Below are 21313 nucleotides of genomic sequence, written 5' to 3'. Positions count from 1 at the left end.
GGCCCATGGTGTCTGGCTTATAATGAAAAAAATGATTAATTAATATTACTAAAACTGGGTTGCTGAGAAGCATTCCCTCTAAGAGGTTCGTAATGGACGAGAAGTTACAAAAAGTATTAGCAAGAGCGGGTCAGGGTTCACGTCGTGAAATGGAAACTCGTATCCGTGAAGGTCGTGTGTTAGTTAATGGCGAAGTTGCTACATTAGGTGACCGCGTTAGCGTAAAAGACACGATCACAATAGATGGTTATTCTATTATTGCTACTGAGGCTGGTGAAAACCGCCGCGTTATTATTTATAACAAACCAGAAGGCGAAGTGTGTACTCGTAAAGACCCTGAGGGTCGACCTACTGTGTTTGATAAACTGCCAAAACTGCGCGGAGAGCGTTGGATTGCTGTTGGCCGTTTAGACATCAATACCTCAGGTTTGCTGCTTTTCACCACAGATGGTGAATTGGCCAATCGATTAATGCACCCATCAACAGAGATTGATCGTGAGTACCTTGTCCGCGTAATGGGGGAAGTGACTGAAGAAAATATAGCGGCCTTGAAAAAAGGCGTGATGATGGATGATGGTTTAGCTAAATTTACCGACATTGTTGATGGTGGTGGTGAAGGTATTAACCGTTGGTTCTACGTGTGCTTGATGGAAGGTCGTAACCGTGAGGTTCGTCGTCTTTGGGAATCTCAAGGCGTAAAAGTTAACCGTTTGAAACGTGTTCGCTTTGGTCCTGTCTTCTTGCCTTCAAAAGCAAAAGTTGGCCGTTGGGTAGAAATGGAAGAGACAGATGTTAATTCTTTGTGTGCCATGGTTGATCTTAAACTATCAGAATTGACGCCAAAAACACAGCAAGAGAAATTGGAGTTAAAACGCCATAAAAACAAAGCGACAGCAGGTGGCGCTCGTCGTGCGCCACCTAAAGGCTTTGATTGGCAGAGCAATGACAAACCTGAGTTTAAGCCTAAAAAGCCAGGTAAAAGATCGTTTCGTTAAGATGAAAATGGCTTAGGAGTCGTAGAAGCATGGTTCGCTGGATAATTGCATTAATTGTTGTCTTGTTCGTAGGTTTTTTTATATACGTCAATATGAGTAATAAGCTACCTGAAGGACTTGGTGTAACGGACGGTGAATTGATGCCTTGTCCTTCAACACCGAACTGTGTCTCTACACAAGCATCACCAGAAGATTTGGATCATTACGCTGAGCCAGTAGTCTATACTGGTGATCGCATGAAAACTCAATTGTCTATCGAATCGTTTATGCTAAATAAAGGTAATACTCATCTTGTCAGTAGCACATTGGGTTATGTTCACTTTGAAGTGAAAAGCCCCTTAGTTGGCTATATTGACGATGTGGAGTTTTATCTACCCGCTGCCGACAGTGTCGTGCATATCCGTTCTGCTTCTCGTGTTGGTTACTCCGATTTTGGTGTTAACCGAGAGAGAGTTAGACAAATTCAAAGTCTTCTAGTAGATTGATTTTAAAAGAATTGATTTTGTATCTATTCTTTTAAGTCATTAAAACTAAAAACGATAAAAACTGGACGAGGATTGCCCATGAGTATAGATGACAACAGAACCATTTTGATTGTTGAAGACGATGAGCGTTTGGCGTTACTCACTCAAGAGTATTTGCAGAAAAATGGCTTTACTGTTGGGATCGAACCTGATGGGCGCAAAGCTATTTCTCGTATTATTGAGGAACAGCCAGCTTTGGTTATCCTTGATCTTATGTTGCCTGGAGCTGATGGTTTTACGGTATGCAGAAGTGTTCGTAACGACTATAAAGGTCCTATTCTGATGCTTACGGCTCGTAGCGACGATGTTGATCAAATTTTAGGTTTAGAAATCGGTGCGGATGATTATGTATCTAAACCAGCTAAACCGAGAGTATTATTAGCTCGAGTCCAATCTTTGTTACGTCGTAGTACACAAGATGTGGATTTGACTCTTGATCTTTCTAAAGAAGAGCAAAACTTGGTCTTTGGTCCTTTAACGATTGATAATTCCCGTCGTGAAGCTTGGTTGCTTGAAGAAGAAGTTGAGTTGACCAGTGCTGAATTTGATCTGTTGTGGTTATTATCTAGTAATGCTGGTCGTATATTAAGCCGAGAAGAGATTTTTGGTGAGTTACGTGGCATTGAATATGATGGTCAAGATCGCTCGGTTGACGTCAGAATTTCTCGTATTCGATCAAAAATTGGCGATGACCCAATTCACCCTCGTCGTATAAAGACTATTCGTAGTAAAGGTTACTTGTTTGTAAAAGAAGTATAAAAAGCAATGCGAGCTGAAATGTGGCGGTTATATCGACATCTTATTTTTGGAGGTGTCGTTATAGTGGCGTGTTGTTACTTCGTCATGGAGTTCACCCAAATTCGGTTTGGTGCATCAAGAGCTGAACAATTGCTTTGTGTCGATGCCGAGATCAGCTCTGCTTTACTTCTTTCTGGTGTTTATAAAGAACTCCCTGACTCCCAATTTAGATGGGCCTTTCAATCTGCTAATCCGTTTTCTATTGCTTCTATTCCAGCTCTTATTGCAGAAAAAAAATGGCTTAAATTACCAAATAATAGCTATCAAATAGCATTTGGAAATACGAATGAGCCTGTTCTACTTGGGCATGCAGATCATAATCGCCCTGTTTTTAAAATAGAGTCATTACTTACACAGTTTTTGTTATCAAATGATATTTCCTATTCAGACAAAGTGACTTTACTTGAGAACATGTCTTGTCTTTCTATGAAGGAAATTGATTCTAAGGTTTCTAATCCTTTAACCGCCGTAGCATTAGTAAATGGTGCTTATAGTGAATATGGTTTTGTATGGAAGGATAAAGAGGCTAATGCCCCTGTGTATCTCTCTGTTGCCCATGATGATAATGTCTCCTTAACTTTAATTGTGGTTATTGTTGTTGGTGCCGGCATTGCGATTATGCTGATGCTGATCTGGCGTGAACTGATCTCACTGGACTTCAAGCGCAAAACATTTGAAAGCATTACTCGCCAAATTGCCCGTGGTCGTAGTGGTTTGCCGAAAGGTATTCCTGATAGCAGTGGCACGTTAAAAGAATTAGCCTATTCATTTGATTCCATGTCTTCTCATATTCAGCGTTTGCTAAAAGTACAGCGTGAAATGATAAATGCCATTTCTCATGAATTAAGAACGCCTATTGCTCGTTTACGATTCGGTCTGGAAGTGATGAAGGACGAAGTAGAAGATGATGTTGCTAAAACAATTGAGGCGCTCGAAGGCGATGTTGAAGAGCTGAATACGCTTGTTGATGAGGTGTTGACTTATGGCAAGCTGGAGGCTGGGTCATTGGCTCTTAATTTTAAAGAGCTTTCTATTTCTCAACTGGTTGGCGATATTCTACAGCATAATCATTTGTTACTTCAGCATCTCGATGTCGAGGTGAATATTGATGAAACTGATTTGGTTCTAGCGGATGAGCACCATTTGAGTCGCGCGTTACAAAACCTTATTTTAAATGCCTCAAAATACGCTGCAGGTAAAATTGTTATCACTTTCTCTCATGATGAGGAGCGTTGGCAGTTAGACATAGAAGATGATGGTCCAGGTATTGCATTTGAAGATAGAGATAAGGTTTTTATTCCGTTCCAACGATTAGACAATAGTCGCACACGAGCTTCTGGAGGATATGGATTAGGCTTGGCGATTGTTCAACGTATTGCTTTTTGGCATGGTGGTGCAGTGTTGATTGACGCTAGCGAATCAGGCGGAGCTAAGTTCAGTTTGATTTGGTCGCGTAATCAGCATCAGAACACTTTGTCCTGATACTGATTAACTCTGACTTACAGTTCAGGGGCTAGAATACCTTTTAGATTTTTAAAGCAGGTTTTTGATGCGGTAGAAATCAGATCTTCCATGTAGGCGTTTTCACGCTGATCCTTTCTTATTGCCAGATAGAGCTTACACCAAACACCTTCTTCGCCTAACGACTTGGTAATGACATATTGTCGGTTGGTATATTCTGTTAATGCCCAATTTGGTAGACAACACACACCGCGACCACTTGCGACTAGCTGCATCATCATCAGCGTCAATTCACTATGACGAATTTTAGCTGGCGACACGTCTGCTGGGTTTAAAAAGTGTTTGAAAATATCCAGCCGTTCGGTTTCTACTGGATAAGTAATCAGTGTCTCTTTGGCAAAATCTTCAGGTGTTAGGAACTCTTTTTTCGCTAGGGCGTGATGTCGAGACAGGGCGACTTGAGACTCATATTGGAACAATGGAATGTATTCAATATTTGGGATGTCCTGTGGGTCGGATGTCACGACTAAATCCAAATCGCCGCGAGCAAGAGCTGGCAATGGCATGAAACCAAAAGCCGTCGAAAGGTCGAGCTCGACATCAGGCCAATGTTCGCGGAAATGGTCAATGGTTGGCATTAGCCATTCGTAACAGCTGTGACATTCTATGGCGATGTGTAAGCGCCCACTTTCCCCTTCAGCGAAGCGTTGAATATCGCGTTGAGCTGAGCGGAATGAAAGTAGCACATCATCGGCTAATTGTAATAAGCGCAGGCCAGCACTGGTAAAACGTACTGGTTTCGTTTTTCGAATGAAAAGCGGACAGCCTAGTTTTTCTTCCAGATCTTTAAGTTGATGAGATAAAGCTGATTGCGTTAAGTGAACTCGTTCGGCAGCTTCGACTAAGCTGCCAGTTTCTCTGAGGGCGGTCAGTGTTTTTAAATGCCTAACTTCAATAATGCTCATAGTAATTCACGGTTGATGCCTTTCCCATATTTAAGAGCCCTATGTTTAAGAGTTCAACGTTTAGAAGCTCAATGCTTGGATGCAAAAAAAGCTCACTGAAAGGTGGATTTCAGCGAGCCTTGTTATTGTGTTAGCGAGACAGTAAAAACTCAAGTAGTGCTTTTTGTGCGTGTAAGCGGTTTTCTGCTTCATCCCAAACAACGCAGTCTGGATGGTCGATTACTTCAGCAGAAACTTCTTCACCGCGGTGAGCGGGTAGGCAGTGCATGAATAGGGCATCTGGATTCGCTTTGGACATCAACTCTGTATTTACTTGGAAGCCATCAAAGTCTTTTAGGCGCTGTTCTTGCTCGTCTTCTTGGCCCATTGAGGCAAACACGTCAGTAACGATTAGATCGGCACCTTTGGCAGCGTCATGTGCATCGTGAAGTACTGTCACTCGATCGCTGTGTTCTGCAACCAAATCAGCGTTGGGTTCATAACCGACAGGACAAGCAACGACTAATTGGAAGTCGAGCATAGCTGCCGCGTTAATGTAAGAATTACACATGTTATTGCCATCACCAACCCATACGACTTTTTTGCCCTCGATAGAGCCGCGGTGTTCCTGATACGTTTGCATATCAGCAAGTAGTTGGCATGGGTGATAGTCATCAGTCAAAGCGTTAATAACAGGAACGGATGAGTATTTAGCAAAGGTTTCAACGGTTTTATGATCGAAGGTTCGGATCATTACGGCATCTACCATGCTTGAAATAACGCGTGCGCTGTCTTCGACTGGTTCGCCACGTCCCAATTGAGTGTCACGAGATGACAGAAACAGTGCGTGACCGCCAAATTGAGCCATACCTGCTTCAAAAGAAACTCGAGTTCGAGTCGATGACTTTTCAAATATCATCGCTAAAACTCTGTTTTTCAGCGGTTGAAATAGAGTGCCTTCGTGATGGATTTTCTTAAGCTCTGAAGCTCGTAGTAGTAACTGTTTTAACTCGTCAGAAGATAGATCCTTCAGAGTAAGAAAATGTCTAGGCGACACGCTAGGACTCCTTGTATGTCTTGAAAAAAGGGAATCGACCAATTTAATACACTCAGGTAGGCGAGTAAAGGGCAATTAACAAGAGAAAGTACAAAGGAAAGCATCTTTTTGGGGTTGTAAATACACCACGAGACCCAATAAACTGATGCAAGTTTAATGAATTTAATAGACTTAAGTTTGGTAAGGGCATTAATGATTTATTTGTTCTTACGAATAGACAGTTGCAGAGCGAGGTTTTTAGTATGAGTAATACAATCGAAACAATTAAAGAGCAGATTAGCAGTAACGATATTCTGCTATACATGAAAGGCAATCCTCGTGCTCCGCAGTGCGGGTTTTCATCTCAGGCAGTTCAAGCACTAATGTCCTGCGGCGAGCGTTTTGCTTTTGTTAATATCTTGGACAATCCAGATATTCGCGCTGAGCTACCAAAATTTGCTAACTGGCCAACATTCCCACAGCTTTGGGTGAAAGGTGAGTTAGTTGGTGGTTGCGATATTATCGTTGAAATGGCTGCAAACGGTGAGCTACAGACTTTGATCAAAGAAGCAGTCGGTTCATCTTCTGAAGAGTAAGTTTTTGTGTCGCTTATGATGATAAGTGACACTATTGAGTTAAACATTAGCCTTTAAATATTAAGCAATAAAAGGAGACGTTAAAGATGTCTATTTTAGTTGGTAAAAAAGCCCCAGATTTTACAGTTCCAGCCGTATTAGCGGATGGTCAAATCGTTGATTCTTTCAACCTTGCTGAAACTATCAAAGGCAAATACGCAATTGTGTTCTTCTACCCATTAGATTTCACATTTGTATGTCCTTCAGAAATCATCGCTATGTCTCACCGCATGGATAAATTCCGTGAAATGGGCGTAGAAGTCATTGGTGTTTCTATCGATTCTCATTTTACTCACAATGCTTGGCGTAATACTCCAGTTGAGCAAGGTGGTATCGGTGCAGTTGAATATACACTAGCCGCTGATATGGATCATGCGATTGCAAAAGCATACGGCATAGAGTCTGAAGGTGGCGATTCTTACTACCCTGCTGGTGTTGCGATGCGCGCGTCTTTTGTTATTGACCAAAAAGGTATCGTTCGTTCACAAGTAGTAAACGATGAGCCAATTGGCCGTAACATGGATGAGTTGGTTCGTGTTGTTGATGCGCTTCAATTCTTCGAAGAGAATGGTCAAGTTTGTCCAGCTGGCTGGAACAAAGGCGATAAAGGTATGAATACTTCACCTGAAGGCGTTGCATCTTACCTTGCAGAAAACTCTAAATCTCTATAAGACGTTTGTTTTATAGTAAAAGCAACACCCACTATTGAAAAATAGTGGGTGTTTTTTTTGACTTAAATTTCTGTATTTAAATTATGGTGTACAGGCTTTTGCGTTATAGCTCGTAAAGCTCAAGAGGTAAATCGTCTGGATCTGCGAAAAAGGCAAAACGCTTACCGGTTAGCTCATCCAATCGGATGTCTTCCGTGATCACGCCGTGCTGATTTAGATGTCTAATACAGGATTCTAAATCCTCTACTGCAAAGGCTAAGTGCCTTAAACCTTGCGCTTCAGGCCGAGAAGGACGTGCTGGTGGTGATGGAAATGAGAAAAGCTCAATTTGTTGTTGGTCATTAATGGCAAGGTCTAATTTATAAGACTGACGTTCTTCTCTATAAGTCTCTTCTAGTATGCGAAAGCCAAGAATCTCACTATAGAATCGTTTGGACACTAAATAGTCAGAGCAAATGATAGCGACGTGATGAACATGAGAAACGTTGAACATAGTTTTGTGTCTTCTGATAGTTCGTATTATTTTGATAGTTCGTATTATTTTGCTTGTGCTTTTAGCTCGTTTGCCACATCAATGACTTGTCTTCTGAACCAAATATGACTGGCATCGTGATGCAGTAGCGGACTCCAAATCATTTTTAGTTCAATTTGTGGGATATCGAATGGTGGATCAAGAATCACCAAGTCGGGATTCTTTTTATTGACCATGGCAACCTTTTTAGGAAGCGTGGCAATCAGGTCTTGCTCAAGAGCCAAGTGCATGGCGGTATGGTAGCTTCGAGTAAACACACGGATGCTGCGTTTATGGTCTAGGGCTTGTAGCGCTTCATCAACCCAGCCTAATTTCTGTACGTCATTTGGGTCCATGCCGACACCCACTCCGAAGCCTGTTTTACTTACCCAAATATGCTGGGCTTGTAGGTAAGCATCAATGTCAAAATGGTCTTTGATCGGGTTTTTTGAACTCATCATGCAAACGAAAGTATCAAACCAAACACTTTTTTGATGGAAGGACTGGGGTAATTCTTCGAAACGGTTAATAGCCATATCGATTTTACCTGCTTCAACGTCGTGAAAGGTGACGTCGCTCGGCGTCATGATGTCGAGTGTAATGCCCGGTGCAAATTCTCGTAGCCGGTTGAGTAATCGAGGAATAACGGTTGAAGCGGCATAGTCACTTGCCATGATACGAAATACGCGCGTACTGATACTTTCGTTAAAGTCGGCTTCTGGTTGCAGGGCTTCTTCGAGCTCAAGCAATACTTTGCGTACGATAGGTTGCAAGCGTAAGGCCTTCTCTGTTGGCTTCATGCCTTCACTAGTACGAACGAGCAGAGGATCGCTCAGCAAGTCTCTTAGTCGCTTTAAGCCATTGCTCATTGCCGGCTGTGTGATGTTTAGCTGATTGGCAGAGCGCGTGACGTTGCATTCTCTTAGCAAGACATCGAGGTAAATAAGAAGATTAAGGTCAATTTTATTAATATTCATACTTTTTATGTTTTTCGCATGGTTTATATTTTATATGAATTTATTGTATTGGCCTTTGCGCAAACTTCAACCGTAAATACTAAATATTCGAGCAATACGTTTAGTATTTAGAAAAATTTATACTCTAAATCTTTGATAAAACGGGTACGGCACAACATAGGTCGATAAAGCGTTGAGCGTTTTGGGTAAGCGCCGTATTTTTTGGAGTGACAATCAATAAATTCCGATTAAGTTCCAATGGCGTTTGATAAAGTCGTATTAGCCCAGAGTTAAGTTCTTGAGATATCGCCATCCTAGATAAGCAGCCAAGTCCCATCTGATGGATTACGGCTTGCTTAACTGCTTCCATGTGCGCAAGTGAAAGAACCACATTAAGCTGAGGGATCTGAGCGGCTGTCGCTTGTTCTAATATATTGCGAGTACCGGAGCCTGATTCGCGCATTACCCAGCTAGCTTCTTTTAAGTCTTCCCAAGATAAATTCTCAGGACGTTCTTCTTCAGCGGAACCAAATACTACGAGTTCGTCTTTTAGCCAGACTTGAGTCATTAATTCGGCGTGTTGGCAGTAGCCTTCGATAAAACCTACTTCGGCTTTACCAGTTAACAACTGTTGGATCACACTTTGTGTATTGCCGATGTCCAAGTTGAAACGAATATTGGGATGCTGACGTTTAAACAAAGACATTTGTTTCGGGAGCAGATAGTTACCCACACTCACGCTGGCGGCCAAATGCAAAGAGCCACTAAGCTCATCTTCACTTCCCATGCTTTCAATTTGTTCTATTTGACTAAGAACTGCGCGAGCCTGCGGAAGAAGGTGTCTAGCTTGAGGTGTTATTTGTAAGCGTTTGCCATGGCGACGAAAAAGAGGGCGGCCCAAAAGGGCTTCTAGCTCTCTTAATGCTTGGCTTGCAGCTGGTTGGCTAATAGAGACCATTTCTGCAGCCGCAGTCACAGATCCTGTATGAACAACCGCTTCAAATATTTGTAATTGTCTAAGTGTGATTCGCATTTGGCTATTGTAGCCTTGTTTCTGTTTTGATGAGTAGTGCTATTCGCTTCTCTGTGATAAATGATCAAATAGATAAGTAAAAATTCATAAGAGATTGTGAAATTATGGTATAGAATATGCTTTAGTTTGAGCTGAGAAACTCAGTACTGAATGTGGTCTGTGTTATCCGCTTCCACAAGAAGCGATTTTTACAAACCTTTGCTATTAACCAAAAGTTAATACGGCTCTTGTTAAGGACGTTTCATGAAAACCACTCATCGTTGGCTCTCTATCATTGAGGGCTGTCTGCTTGTTGCCTTAGGCTTGCATATTCTAAATTCTGCTGGATTGCTAATTAGTGGCACGGCGGGCGCTGGAATGATTTTGCTGCGTGTTACTGATCTATCTTTTGGTCAGCTATTTTTCTTACTCAATATTCCGTTTTATATCTTAGCTTGGTACACACTAGGTCGAGATTTTACCTTACGCACTTTTGCGAGTGTAAGTTTGCTGTCTCTGCTCTCTGAGCTAATGAAACAGTACGTTGTTCTTTCTATTCATCCTCTTCTATCTGGGGCTTTAGGCGGTCTATTGGTTGGCTTTGGATTGATTATTTTGTTCCGGCATAATGCTTCTCTAGGCGGGCTAAATATCCTATCTGTATTTTTAGAGCGCCGATTTGATATTCATGCGAGTAAAACAACATTGGTTGCCGATATTACTGTATTGATGGCTGCTGTGGTGTTTCTTGACTGGAGTCATTTGGGTTACTCATTACTTGCTTTCTTATTATTAAGTTCCGTAGTAGGTCGTTATCACCGTCCACCTAAGTGGGCGCAAATAGCTCTGCTGGATGCGAAAGCTTAAAATAAAAATCTTTTCCCTTCATTTATTTTTCGTGGGCACGCAGTAAAAGTGGACTATATGATCCACACTGGTGCGTGTTCCGTATCTTACTTTAGGTTTTTCGCTTTATTAGAAAAAGCTTATCTGTGTTTTATCTATACATTAGGTTGAGAGTTTTTAATTAAAGGTTTGAGGTTACAATTCTCTACAAGCCATCGTTTTGCTTCGTCTTATAATATGACTTTATTTTCACTTAAGATTTACATCAAATTTGTGCATTAGATTTTTTTATGGATAACTTAGATGGATATTCAGTAAGAAACAGAGGTAATATTTAGGCGTATTACTTAAGAATTGTTCGATCGTGGCGTTTTAATTACTTTATTCAAGTGATTGGTAAATCATAGAAAAGGCATAGCTAGGTATGAAGCAGTCTCCAACGGTGTTAATTGTCGATGATGTTCCAGAGAATTTACGCATTTTAAAGGAAGTAATGGATGCACTGGATTGCCAAATTTCTGTGGCGAACTCCGGTGAACGAGCTTTGGAGCTATTAGAAAGAACTCAGCCATGCTTAATTTTGTTAGATGTCATGATGGGAGGGATTGACGGATTTGAAACTTGTCGCCGAATTCGCTCTCATCCGTATCATAAAGATGTGCCTATTATTTTTGTTACTGCGTTAGCCGATGATATCAGTCGTGGATTTGACGCTGGCGGTAATGATTACATCAGCAAGCCTATTCGTATTGAAGAGGTTCGTTCTAGAGTCCAGCACCAATTAGAGAAATACCAACTTGTTAATGAGCTAAGAGAACTCACATCATCATTAGAAGAGAAGGTTCGTGAGCGCACGGCTGATCTGAATTTAGTAAATCGAAATCTTCGAAAAGAAGTGAACGAAAGACGTTATATGCAAGATCGACTAAAGTATCTTGCCCAGCACGACTTCGTAACCCAACTTTATAACCGCGATGCATTAGACGAACACATATCTCATCTCATTTCTGGAGTCCAAGCTAAAACCGCTGAGCATATACCGTATTTTATTTTAATCGACGTGAACGAATTTCGTTTGATAAACGATTCTTGCGGCTGCATCGCTGGCGATGAATTGTTGCATCAGTTGGCCATTATGATGAGTGAACTTGCTGATCCTCAACGAGATTTCTGTGCGCGTTTAAGTGGTGATAAATTTGCTATTGTTATTAGTAAAGGCGGTGACGAAGCGGTCGAATCTTTTTTCCGTTTACTACAACAAGGCTTCAAGGACTTTGCATTTGTCTGGGATGAGCGTCAGTTTCGAATGACGGTGACGCAAGTAGCGATTCCTATCACACTTGATATGGTGTCTTTTGAACAAGTTGTCATGCTAGCTGATGAGATTTGTTACTCAAGTAAAAAGTCGGGGATTCATTCTCGAATTATCAAAAACGCCAAAGACCTTGCTTATGATGAGCATAGAGGTAATTTAAATTGGGGGCTGAGAATTATCGATGGCCTCGATAAAGATTTATTCGAAGTTCATTTTCAGCAAGTTTGTTCATTGATCCATGATGAGCCAAAAAAGAAAATAGAAATTTTAGTTCGACTGAGAGACGAAGAAACGGGAAGTTTGATTTACCCTAATGACTTTATTCGCGCGGCTGAGCGTTTTGGTATTGTCTCCAAAATTGATCGCTGGGTGATTAGTAATACCATGCAGCAGTTGTCAGAACGTTATGATTTGTGGGACGAAATTGATCAAGTAGCTTTGAATGTATCTGCGCTGTCGGTAAGACAATCGAACTTTGCTGAGTTTATTGTTGGGCAGTTAAAGTACTATCAATTAGATGGCAGTAAATTCTGCTTTGAAATCACCGAAACGGAAGCGCTCAACAACTTTTCAGATACTCGGCGGTTCATGGCTTTGCTTCATGAGCATGGTTGCACCATTGCGTTAGATGACTTTGGCACTGGTTTTTCATCGTTTGCGTATCTGATGGATTTACCTTTTGATTTGATTAAGATTGATGGCATGTTTATTAAAGACATGCATGTAAACGAAATACACTACGGTATGGTTGATTCTATTGTGAAGTTAGCAAAAATGCTTAATAAACCTGTCGTTGCTGAGTTTGTAGAAAACCAAAGTATTGTGGATAAGCTTAAAACGCTGGGTGTCGAATGGGGACAGGGTTACTTTTTTCATAAGCCGGAAAAACTTTAGCGCGACGGCTGAGCTTGCATGATTTTATGCTGGTCTTTTAAAGTCAATAAAGTCACTTCTGGTGCTCTTAGGGATTAATCATGGATATAGAGTTTCCCATTTTACTTAAAGTATTTGTTGGTTTATTTTGCCTTACGGCTTTTGTCTTGGTTGCTTTGCAGCTCGCTTTTCTTTTTCGCTTTAAGTTGTTACAACGTCGCTATTCAAGAGCGATTTTGGCAACCAACGCTGGTGTTTGGGAGTGGTTTCCTGAAGCCGGGCGTATGTATGCTTCTTCTGAATTTTTTATGCAGCTCGGCTTTGAAGAACAAAAAACACCTAAGAGCCTTAGTGATTTACTAGCGTTTTTGTCACCAGAAGATCAAATTACTTTTAATAGATGGACAACCGAGTTACTTGAGCCTGAAACGGATCATGCCCACAAAGTTATACGCCTACAGATTAAAAATCACCTAAATAAACCTTTCTGGATAGAAATGCGCGGTAGCGTTACCCGTAGAGATAATAATCAGCGAGTTTTGAGTGCAGCAGGCATTTTCGAAGAAATAGGATACTGGGTCGAGACTGAAAATGCCCTGATTGTTGCTCGTGAAGAATCAAGACGGCGTGAACTTACCTTGTCCTCGTTACTCAATAATATTCCTGACATTGTCTGGTCTAAAGATGAGCAGGGGAACTATCTCGACTGTAATCAAGCGTTCTTAGATTTTAACCAACTTACTGCGCAAGAAATAAAAGGAAAAAGTGACTTAGAGTTAAATTTGGATGGAAAGGGGGCTTATTATCAAAATGCAGGTGAAGTTCCTTTGCAAACTGGCATAACATCCCATGAGCAAGGCTGGGGTTACCCAAAAGATGGCAGCGAGCCCTGTTTGTTTGAAGTTCATAGAGTTCCTGTCATTGAGCCTTCAATTAACTTTCGTGGCACCTTAGGCATTGCACGCGATATTACCGAACGTCACCGACTTTTTAGTCAACTAAAACTCTTTAAAAGCTTTGCCGATAATTCTGCGCAAGGCTTTGCAATGGCAACTTTAGAGGGAGATATTACTTACTTTAATAAAAAAATACGCATGCTTCTTGGTGTGGATGAAGAGGCCAGTGATGCGCCTTTGAGTGGATTTAACTATCTTGAATTTTACCCCGAAGCTAGCCAGAAATTTCTCAAAGAAACCGTAACTCCTTACGTTAGAGAGCATGGTGTTTGGGAGGGAGAATTGCAGGCTAAAAGCTTGGATGGGCGTATATTTTCCACTTATGAAACCTATTTTCTATTGCGCGATGAAAATGGGCATGCAACTTCTGTTGGTGACATCATGAGTGATATTACGGAGCAAAAACATGTTTCTATGCAGTTAGAGCAAGCAAAAGAAGCGGCTGAGCAAGCCAACCAGGCAAAAAGTCATTTCTTAGCCAATATGAGTCATGAAATTCGCACGCCGTTAAATGCCATCATTGGTTACGCGCAATTGATCAGTGAAGATAATCAATTAACCGGAGTCTCCAGAACAAGATTTCTATCCATTGCCAGTGCTGGGAATCGCTTATTAGGCTTGATTAACGATATTTTAGATATTGCTCGCATAGAATCTGGACGGCTGGTTCTACACGAGCAAAAAGTGAATCTTTGCCGTGAAGTGAGTCAGATAGGCAAGCTTTTCCAAGGTCAAGCTCAGGAGAAGGGGCTAGATCTTATTGTTGAGTGTGATATTGATGAGCGGCAGTTTGTCTGGATAGATCCCGTCAAATTTCAACAAATCATTACCAACCTTTTAGGTAATGCAGTGAAGTTTACCCTTCAAGGTTATGTGAAAACGGTCGTTCAGATTGTAGAAGAGCGTATTCATATCAGCATCGAAGATACTGGGCCAGGAATTGAGGCTGAACTGATGGAGCATCTGTTTACGCCATTTATGCAAGGTAAAGCGGGTGAAGCATCAGGCGGGACAGGGCTAGGTTTGGCGTTATCAACGACTCTCGTTAAATTGATGCAAGGCTCATTATCGGTAAAAAGCAGTGAAGGTGTTGGCACTCAAATTATTGTCGATTTACCATTGTCTAAAGTAGAAGGTGATGAAATGCTTGCTGGTGACGAGCAAGATTCACTTCTAAATATGAGATTAAATAATCCCATCAGAGTACTGGTGGCAGAAGATGATGAATGGTCGCGAGATATTCTCGTGTCTTTGTTAGAAAAAGCGGGTTGTCAGGTCATCGAAGCTGAAGACGGTGAACAAGCCATAAAAGCGTTTGCCTTGAATCCGCCAGATTTGGTGATGACAGACATTCGTATGCCCAATAAAACGGGTATCGATTTATTAAAATTCATTCAAAAAGAAGATAAAGAGCAAATTATTCCAGTCATTGCGGTAACGGCATCGACATTGGTGCATGAACAGCAAGCCCTCTTGGACGATGGTTTTTGGCAAGTCATCGCCAAGCCTTATCAAATAGAAGATATTTACAAAGCCTTAGTGGCACATCTTGATGTGAGGTTTGTGCCGATTATTGAAACTACGGCAAGACAAAACGATTCGCATGAATTGTCTGATGACGAAATTCAGCCTGCTGAACCAACAGAGCCATCACGACAGTTAACCATCGAAGATTGGCAGCCATTATTGCTAGCCGCCCAAAGTGGTGATGTGCAAACCACCGAAGAGATATTTCAGTTATTACGCAAGTTATTGCCGTCTAATCAGCAAAAAAACCTTCAGGCGGCGATCAATCAGTTTGATTTAGGCTTAGTAGAAGCATTGGTTGATAAGTATCAGACAGAGAAATAATAACCTACAGCGTTTATTCAAAGTCATGCGTTTCATTCACGGCATGCTGAAGGCTTTAGGTTTGACATGAATAGGTCACATAGATAAGGTCAAACAAGACAAATCATAGGGAAAACGCCTACAATAGACGACTTATGATTTTCTTTTTGACCTTAACGAACCGCAACAGGTAGCTCAATGACCCGTTTAGCCTCTAGTGACTTTCCTTTTACCGCAGTGGCGGGGCAAGAGCCGTTGAAACTGGCGTTGATTTTGTGTGCGATTAACCCACAAATTGGCGGTGTTTTGATAAGCGGTCCGCGTGGATCGGCAAAGTCTACCTTGGCTCGCGGTTTGTCTGGTGTCATGCCAGCGTTACAGGGTGAAGAACCGGTTCCTTTTGCCACTCTACCTCTTGGTACCAGCGAAGATCGGTTGCTTGGTGCGTTGGATTTAGAGCAAGTTTTGCAAGACAAACAAGTCGCTTTTAAGCCCGGCTTATTGAGTAAAGCCCATGGCGGCGTCTTGTATGTCGATGAAGTGAACTTGCTTGCCGACCATTTAGTTGACCAACTTTTGGACGTGTCCGCCAGCGGTGTAAACCGTGTTGAGCGTGATGGCATCAGCCATGAACATGCGGCTCGCTTTTTATTGGTTGGCACCATGAATCCAGACGAAGGTGAATTGCGTCCTCAGCTGAAAGATCGCTTTGGGTTAATGGTTGAATTAGTGAATCAATACAGCCTTGAAGAGCGCGTACAGATTGTTCGTCTGCGAGATGAATACGATCAAGACTCTCAAGCATTTTGCGATGCTTTTAAATACAAACAACGCAACTTAAAAAACAGCATTCGTTTAGCAAGACAAGCTTTAGCACAAGTGCGCTGTTCTGATGAATTACGTTTAGAAGTCGCGACTCGCTGTCAGTTAGCAAATATTGATGGCGTGCGTGGCGACATTGTTTGGATTCGAGCCGCGATGACTCATGCTGCTTGGCGTGGTGCAAAAGTCGTTGCTCTGGACGATATCCAAGCGGTGGAAGATTTGGTGTTGGTACATAGACGCCAAGCTAAAGCTCAGAACCAGTCACAGCCTCCAAGCCCACCGCCTTCTCGTCGTCCTGATAGTTCGCGTTCACAAAACAAAGGTAATCAGCTACAAGAACAAGAAAGCTTTCAAGACAATCTGACAAATGAGCAAAATAGCTCAGGTGAGTGGGGAAGTATGGAGCCACAAGCGCTTGCTAGTAGCGCGCCGATTCGTGTCGCCATTCATGATGAGTCGAACAAAAGAAGCTCAGCTAATGCTCGCATTGATGAGGTGACGCCGGGAAAGCGCAAAGGCAAGCAGCTGGGCGGTTATCGTCCTGATGCTGCGCAATCTGTTGATCTTAAATCAGCGGATGGCATTGATTGGTTTCGTAGTATTGTCAGTCAGCCGCAAGAATGGCCACCGAAAAATCTTACACATAAGCCTGCAAAAACTGGCCAATCTGTTTTGCACTTGGTGTTGTTGGATACCTCGGCGTCAACCTTGAGCCAAGGTGTTTTTGCTCAAGCTAAAGGTGTCATTTTAGACATTGCCAATCGTGTGTATTTAGCCAGAGAACAGATTGCTATTTTAGGTTTTGGGCAAGACGGTGTGTCGTCGATTTTGCCAAAAGTCCGTGCTCCCAAGGAAATCTCAGACTTACTAGATGATTTAGGTGCGGGTGGCGGTACCCCGTTTCGCATTGCCATAGAAAACGCCAGTCAGTATTTGGCGCAACAGCATAAAGCAACTGCGGGATTACATAGCCAAACTTACATATTGACCGATGGGCGCACTCAAGCCGATGTATCGGATCTGGTTTTACAGGGCAACACTGTATTGATCGATACTGAAAATGCGCCAGTTAAGCGTGGCCGAGGTCAGGATATTGCCCAGCATTTGGGCGCACAATACGTTTTATTGAGCTCTCTTTTAGAGAACTTTTAGACACTTTTAGAGACCGCTTTATGACCACTTCCGTTGTTCATTGTCCTGCGTTATTTTTGACGGCGCCTGCGTCGAATCAAGGAAAAACCACCATTACTGCCGCCTTGGCGCGTTATTTTACCAATCAAGGCAAAGTGGTTCGTGTGTTTAAAACCGGCCCCGATTACCTTGATCCGCAAATTTTAGCACAAGCGTCTAAGCAGCCTGTAGAGCAGTTGGATATTTGGATGGCAGGCGAAGATTATTGCCAGGACAAACTTTATCAAGCCGCGAAAGTGGCGGATTTAATCTTGGTGGAAGGTGCCATGGGCATGTTTGATGGGGAACCATCCAGTGCGGATTTAGCGGCGCGTTTTGGTATTCCCATGGCCATTGTGATGGACGTGAAAGGCATGGCGCAAACAGCCGCCGCAGTAGCTACTGGCTTGGCGAATTTTCGTGATGATGTGCAAGTAGCCGGTTTGATTGCCAACCGCTGTGGTAGCGAACGTCATGCGGAATTGATCCGCGATGCGCTGCCTGCAAGCTTGCCTTTGCTTGCAACCTTAAAGCGCGATGAAGAGATTACCTTGCCTGAGCGTCACTTAGGTTTGGTGCAAGCGGATGAGGTAAAAGACGAGCTAGAAGTGCGCTTTGAAGCCGCCGTTGAATGGCTAAAAGAAACGCAAGATACCGGATTGCTGGAATTACCTAGTGCAGTGCCTTTTTCTCCTGCCAGCCAAGTTGATGCGGAACACACCATTGAACAAAGTTTATTGGGAAAAACCATTGCTATTGCCAAGGATGCCGCATTTAGTTTTATCTATGATGCGAATCTTATCGCCCTTAAAAACTTAGGGGCGAATCTGGTGTTTTTCTCGCCCCTGAAGGATCAAACCTTGCCCGAGGCCGATGCGCTTTGGTTGCCGGGCGGTTATCCTGAATTACACACGAAAGCCTTGTCAGAAAATTCATCCATGCGTCAGGCGATCAAAGATTTTTACCAGACTGGCAAAGGCATTTTGGCAGAATGTGGCGGCATGCTTTATAGCTTGGACGATCTAACTGACTTAGAGGATAAATGTTATCCCATGGTGGGCATTTTATCGGGGCAAGGCGCGATGCGTGGTAAACGCGGTTGCCAAGGTATGCAAACCGCCGTGATTCCACAAGGTGAAATTCGTGGTCACGCTCATCATAGATCTCGCAGTGCCAATACGCCAGAACCTGTCGGCTATGGTCGTCGTCAGCGACATCCAGCCCCAGGGGAAGCGATTTATCAGCAAAAAGGGCTAACCGCCAGTTATCTGCATTTGTTCTTTCCTTCGAATCTTGGTGTCACCGCCAAGATTTTTTTAGGAAAAGGTAACTAAAAGAATGTGGCCCGAAAGTGCTGAATCGCCCGCGCCACTGCGTACTGGTTTAACCACCGGAACTTGTGCGACGGCCTGTTGTGTCGCCGCGGCACAAGCACTTTTTGCCCAAAAACAAGATTCAAGCGTAAGCGTCACCTTACCAAAAGGCAAGGTGGTCGATTTACCTATTATCGAGTATCAAACCATTGATGCAGGTATGAAGACATCGACTATCAAAGACGCCGGTGATGACCCAGACGCGACCCACGGTGCGACTTTATTTGTTGAGCTAAGATTGTCCCCAGAACAAGGTGTGCGTTTCCATGCCGCGCAAGGAGTGGGAATCGTGACTCGAACAGGGTTGCTGCTTGATGTGGGCGAACCAGCGATTAACCCTGTACCGCGCAAAATGATGACCGAGCATTTAGAGGGCTTTGCGCAAACGTATCATTACCAAGGGGGATTTGATGTCTCTGTTGGCGTGATTAATGGCGAGCAGATTGCACAAAAAACCATGAACCCACGTTTGGGAATTTTGGGCGGACTCTCGATTCTCGGCACAACGGGCATTGTGCGTCCTTTTTCTTGTGCGGCTTACATTGCGTCTATTCATCAAGGTATCGATGTGGCTCGGGCGAATGGCTTGACCCACATTGCTGCAACCACAGGCAACGCCAGCGAAGACGCCATAAAAAGCCATTATCTGCTTGATGATATGGCCTTGATCGAAATGGGCGACTTTGTTGGTGCTGTGTTGAAACACATTAAAAAAGTCGAGCAAGCCGACTCTGCCAAGCTAAACAGTTCGACACAATTACAGAAACTCAGTATTTGTGGCGGCTTTGGTAAGATCAGCAAGCTTGCTCAGCATCATATGGATTTGAACAGTCGAGCGTCTAGTATCGACCTTGGCGCTTTGGCAAAGCTGGCGGCCAGTTTAGGAGCCGATAATGCTTTGCAGGAGCGCATGATAAACGCCAACACCAGCGTGGAAGCTTTGTCGTTTGCCATGTCTGACGGTTTGCCACTGGCCGATGCCATCTGTCAACAAGCATTAGACTTTGCACGACAGTACATTCCCGCTCACATAGCGTTAGAAGTCTGGGCGATTGATCGCAAAGGGCAATTTGTTGGCAAAGCCTTGGATGCTGATAACTCAAAACGAGACAAGTCATGAAGATTTTATTATTGGGCGGTACCGCCGATGCTCGGCACCTGTCTGACGCGTTACACAAAGAGGGTTTAAGCGTCATCTACAGTTTGGCTGGCTTGGTTCGAGTACCAAAAGTCGATTGTCAGTTAGTGGTCGGCGGCTTTACCCAATTTGGTGGATTAGCTCAGTATTTAAAAGGCAATAATATCGGCGCGATTTTGGATGTTACCCATCCTTATGCGCAAACCATGAGCAGCAAAGCGGTCATGGCCGCCAAAGAAGTCGGTATTCCCTGCTGGCGTTTTCATCGTCCTGCTTGGCAACAAGAAGCGGGCGATAACTGGGAAGATTACCAAGACGACGCCGATTTACTAGCTAAGCTCGATGGATTCCGCGTGCCGCTATTAAGTGCTGGGCAGATGAGCGAAGCGTTATTAAAAGGTATTTTACAACTGCCAAGCATTGAGCGCATCGTATGGCGAACAGCAGTGGCGCCCAAGTTTGCTCTCTCTGACAAGGTCCATTGGATAAAAGCCATTGGGCCGTTTGCTTTAGACGACGAGCGTCAATTGTTAGTGGATCACGGCATTGATGTGATCGTTAGTAAAAACAGCGGCGGCATGGCGACGTATTCAAAGCTTGTTGCCGCCAGAGAATTATCTGTTCCCGTTTTATTGCATGCTCGGCCATTGTTGCCAGCGGCCGAACGTGAATTTCATGACACAGAAGATTGTTTGCAAGCTTGTATAGCGGCTTGGGGCAAGAACTCTATCCATAGTAAGAATCAACCAAAAGACAGCCAACAGTGACTTTTTCGAACGACTCTCAATACGAAAAAAAATACGAAAACAACCCTCAAGCCATTGAGCAAGACAGCTTTCGCCAAATTCGCGAGTTAACCGATTTATCTGGCTTAAGCCAAGATCAGCAGCAAGTGGTAATGCGCGTGGTGCACAGCCTTGGCTTGCCAGATGTGGCGGAGCAAGTACGATTCAGTGCCAATGCCACCCAAGCAGGGCGCGAGGCATTAGCCAACAATGGCGCGATTTTGTGCGATGTGGAAATGGTCAAGCAAGGGGTGACCAAGCGCATGATAACCCAGGAACCCTTGTGCTTTTTGAACGACCCTCGTACCGCAGAGTTGGCCAAAAGCAAAGGCGAAACTCGTTCTATGGCGGCGCTGAGTTTATGGCAAGAAGCACTGGCTGGCAGTGTGGTATTAATTGGTAATGCGCCAACCGCCTTGTTTCGTTTATTGGAAATGATAGAACAAGGTGCCCCTAAACCCGCTTTGACTATTGGTATGCCGGTGGGCTTTGTCGGCGCGGCGGAATCGAAGGAGGCACTGTGGGAAGCCCATGAGAAATTGGGCATTGAATGCATCACCTTGCTAGGGCGAATGGGTGGCAGCGCCGTGACATCGGCCAGTTGTAATGCATTGTTGCGCTGCAATATTGGCGAGTATTATTAATGCATTCCATGAGCC

General features: G+C 43.4%; 19 protein-coding genes. 14 read left to right on the top strand and 5 right to left on the bottom strand.

Annotated elements, in window-relative coordinates; all coding sequences use genetic code 11:
- Positions 1–92 precede the first annotated feature (92 nt).
- The 4 genes from rluB to CYL31_RS15695 all read left to right on the top strand — a co-directional run bounded on the left by rluB (position 93) and on the right by CYL31_RS15695 (position 3799).
- On the top strand, positions 93–995 hold the full coding sequence (gene rluB, locus CYL31_RS15710) for a 23S rRNA pseudouridine(2605) synthase RluB (protein ID WP_212916124.1): 903 nt from the start codon (positions 93–95) through the stop codon (positions 993–995).
- Positions 996–1024: 29 nt separating this feature from the next.
- Positions 1025–1480, top strand: coding sequence for a DUF1499 domain-containing protein (locus tag CYL31_RS15705; protein ID WP_212916123.1), 456 nt, complete (start codon positions 1025–1027; stop codon positions 1478–1480).
- A 78-nt stretch (positions 1481–1558) separates the two neighbouring features.
- The gene (locus CYL31_RS15700; protein WP_212916122.1) at positions 1559–2278 is read left to right on the top strand and encodes a winged helix-turn-helix domain-containing protein; all 720 of its coding nucleotides are present in this window, start codon (positions 1559–1561) and stop codon (positions 2276–2278) included.
- Positions 2279–2341: 63 nt separating this feature from the next.
- Positions 2342–3799, top strand: a complete 1458-nt coding sequence (locus CYL31_RS15695) for an ATP-binding protein (RefSeq protein ID WP_249411606.1) — start codon at positions 2342–2344, stop codon at positions 3797–3799.
- Positions 3800–3816: 17 nt separating this feature from the next.
- On the opposite strand, the gene CYL31_RS15690 is transcribed toward CYL31_RS15695, so the two are convergent.
- A complete protein-coding gene (locus tag CYL31_RS15690; RefSeq protein ID WP_249422120.1) occupies positions 3817–4743 on the bottom strand; it encodes a LysR family transcriptional regulator in 927 nt (308 codons plus the stop codon).
- A 130-nt stretch (positions 4744–4873) separates the two neighbouring features.
- The gene (gene argF / locus CYL31_RS15685) at positions 4874–5779 is read right to left on the bottom strand and encodes an ornithine carbamoyltransferase (RefSeq protein WP_212916120.1); all 906 of its coding nucleotides are present in this window, start codon (positions 5777–5779) and stop codon (positions 4874–4876) included.
- A gap of 242 nt (positions 5780–6021) precedes the next feature.
- Between argF and grxD the strand changes: the two genes are divergently transcribed.
- Together grxD and CYL31_RS15675 are read left to right on the top strand one after the other, a co-directional pair.
- Entirely contained in the window at positions 6022–6354 is a 333-nt protein-coding gene (gene grxD, locus CYL31_RS15680) for a Grx4 family monothiol glutaredoxin (RefSeq protein WP_212916119.1), read from the top strand.
- An 86-nt stretch (positions 6355–6440) separates the two neighbouring features.
- Entirely contained in the window at positions 6441–7064 is a 624-nt protein-coding gene (locus tag CYL31_RS15675) for a peroxiredoxin (protein WP_212916118.1), read from the top strand.
- A gap of 103 nt (positions 7065–7167) precedes the next feature.
- On the opposite strand, the gene gloA2 is transcribed toward CYL31_RS15675, so the two are convergent.
- From gloA2 to CYL31_RS15660, 3 genes are all read right to left on the bottom strand, one after another.
- Positions 7168–7557 (bottom strand): SMU1112c/YaeR family gloxylase I-like metalloprotein, encoded by a 390-nt coding sequence (gene gloA2, locus CYL31_RS15670; RefSeq protein ID WP_212916117.1) that lies wholly within the window; start codon positions 7555–7557, stop codon positions 7168–7170.
- A 44-nt stretch (positions 7558–7601) separates the two neighbouring features.
- On the bottom strand, positions 7602–8552 hold the full coding sequence (locus CYL31_RS15665) for a LysR family transcriptional regulator (protein WP_212916116.1): 951 nt from the start codon (positions 8550–8552) through the stop codon (positions 7602–7604).
- Between the two features lie 124 nt (positions 8553–8676).
- On the bottom strand, positions 8677–9564 hold the full coding sequence (locus CYL31_RS15660) for a LysR substrate-binding domain-containing protein (protein WP_212916115.1): 888 nt from the start codon (positions 9562–9564) through the stop codon (positions 8677–8679).
- Between the two features lie 243 nt (positions 9565–9807).
- Here CYL31_RS15660 and CYL31_RS15655 point away from each other — a divergent pair, with 243 nt between their 5' ends.
- The 8 genes from CYL31_RS15655 (at position 9808) to CYL31_RS15620 (ending at position 21298) form a co-directional block, all read left to right on the top strand.
- On the top strand, positions 9808–10410 hold the full coding sequence (locus tag CYL31_RS15655) for a DUF6198 family protein (RefSeq protein WP_212916114.1): 603 nt from the start codon (positions 9808–9810) through the stop codon (positions 10408–10410).
- Positions 10411–10813: 403 nt separating this feature from the next.
- Complete coding sequence (locus tag CYL31_RS15650) at positions 10814–12598, top strand: two-component system response regulator (protein ID WP_212916113.1); 1785 nt, start codon at positions 10814–10816, stop codon at positions 12596–12598.
- An 80-nt stretch (positions 12599–12678) separates the two neighbouring features.
- A complete protein-coding gene (locus tag CYL31_RS15645) occupies positions 12679–15384 on the top strand; it encodes a PAS domain-containing hybrid sensor histidine kinase/response regulator (protein WP_212916112.1) in 2706 nt (901 codons plus the stop codon).
- A 177-nt stretch (positions 15385–15561) separates the two neighbouring features.
- On the top strand, positions 15562–17340 hold the full coding sequence (locus CYL31_RS15640) for an ATP-binding protein (protein ID WP_212916111.1): 1779 nt from the start codon (positions 15562–15564) through the stop codon (positions 17338–17340).
- A gap of 20 nt (positions 17341–17360) precedes the next feature.
- The gene (locus CYL31_RS15635) at positions 17361–18692 is read left to right on the top strand and encodes a cobyrinic acid a,c-diamide synthase CobB (protein WP_212916110.1); all 1332 of its coding nucleotides are present in this window, start codon (positions 17361–17363) and stop codon (positions 18690–18692) included.
- A gap of 4 nt (positions 18693–18696) precedes the next feature.
- The gene (locus CYL31_RS15630) at positions 18697–19851 is read left to right on the top strand and encodes a cobalt-precorrin-5B (C(1))-methyltransferase (RefSeq protein ID WP_212916109.1); all 1155 of its coding nucleotides are present in this window, start codon (positions 18697–18699) and stop codon (positions 19849–19851) included.
- The gene (locus CYL31_RS15625; RefSeq protein WP_212916108.1) at positions 19848–20636 is read left to right on the top strand and encodes a precorrin-6A/cobalt-precorrin-6A reductase; all 789 of its coding nucleotides are present in this window, start codon (positions 19848–19850) and stop codon (positions 20634–20636) included. Before CYL31_RS15630 ends, CYL31_RS15625 begins: the two co-directional genes overlap by 4 nt.
- Positions 20633–21298 (top strand): precorrin-8X methylmutase, encoded by a 666-nt coding sequence (locus CYL31_RS15620; protein WP_212916107.1) that lies wholly within the window; start codon positions 20633–20635, stop codon positions 21296–21298. Before CYL31_RS15625 ends, CYL31_RS15620 begins: the two co-directional genes overlap by 4 nt.
- Positions 21299–21313 lie beyond the last annotated feature (15 nt).

The sequence above is a fragment of the Marinomonas sp. A3A genome (assembly GCF_018336955.1).
GTDB classification, from domain to species: Bacteria; Pseudomonadota; Gammaproteobacteria; order Pseudomonadales; family Marinomonadaceae; genus Marinomonas; species Marinomonas lutimaris.
The sequence above is the reverse complement of the archived record's forward strand: the minus strand, read 5'-3'. Positions and strand labels throughout refer to the sequence as shown.

Bases quoted from the DNA above. Each gene is read 5' to 3' on its own strand.
- CYL31_RS15705 (WP_212916123.1), top strand. From the start codon at position 1,025: ATGGTTCGCTGGATAATTGCATTAATTGTTGTCTTGTTCGTAGGTTTT.
- CYL31_RS15675 (WP_212916118.1), top strand. From the start codon at position 6,441: ATGTCTATTTTAGTTGGTAAAAAAGCCCCAGATTTTACAGTTCCAGCC.
- CYL31_RS15640 (WP_212916111.1), top strand. From the start codon at position 15,562: ATGACCCGTTTAGCCTCTAGTGACTTTCCTTTTACCGCAGTGGCGGGG.
- CYL31_RS15690 (WP_249422120.1), bottom strand. From the start codon at position 4,743: ATGAGCATTATTGAAGTTAGGCATTTAAAAACACTGACCGCCCTCAGA.
- CYL31_RS15655 (WP_212916114.1), top strand. From the start codon at position 9,808: ATGAAAACCACTCATCGTTGGCTCTCTATCATTGAGGGCTGTCTGCTT.
- CYL31_RS15700 (WP_212916122.1), top strand. From the start codon at position 1,559: ATGAGTATAGATGACAACAGAACCATTTTGATTGTTGAAGACGATGAG.
- CYL31_RS15645 (WP_212916112.1), top strand. From the start codon at position 12,679: ATGGATATAGAGTTTCCCATTTTACTTAAAGTATTTGTTGGTTTATTT.
- CYL31_RS15630 (WP_212916109.1), top strand. From the start codon at position 18,697: ATGTGGCCCGAAAGTGCTGAATCGCCCGCGCCACTGCGTACTGGTTTA.
- CYL31_RS15650 (WP_212916113.1), top strand. From the start codon at position 10,814: ATGAAGCAGTCTCCAACGGTGTTAATTGTCGATGATGTTCCAGAGAAT.
- gloA2 (WP_212916117.1), bottom strand. From the start codon at position 7,557: ATGTTCAACGTTTCTCATGTTCATCACGTCGCTATCATTTGCTCTGAC.
- CYL31_RS15660 (WP_212916115.1), bottom strand. From the start codon at position 9,564: ATGCGAATCACACTTAGACAATTACAAATATTTGAAGCGGTTGTTCAT.
- CYL31_RS15665 (WP_212916116.1), bottom strand. From the start codon at position 8,552: ATGAATATTAATAAAATTGACCTTAATCTTCTTATTTACCTCGATGTC.
- grxD (WP_212916119.1), top strand. From the start codon at position 6,022: ATGAGTAATACAATCGAAACAATTAAAGAGCAGATTAGCAGTAACGAT.
- rluB (WP_212916124.1), top strand. From the start codon at position 93: ATGGACGAGAAGTTACAAAAAGTATTAGCAAGAGCGGGTCAGGGTTCA.
- CYL31_RS15625 (WP_212916108.1), top strand. From the start codon at position 19,848: ATGAAGATTTTATTATTGGGCGGTACCGCCGATGCTCGGCACCTGTCT.
- CYL31_RS15635 (WP_212916110.1), top strand. From the start codon at position 17,361: ATGACCACTTCCGTTGTTCATTGTCCTGCGTTATTTTTGACGGCGCCT.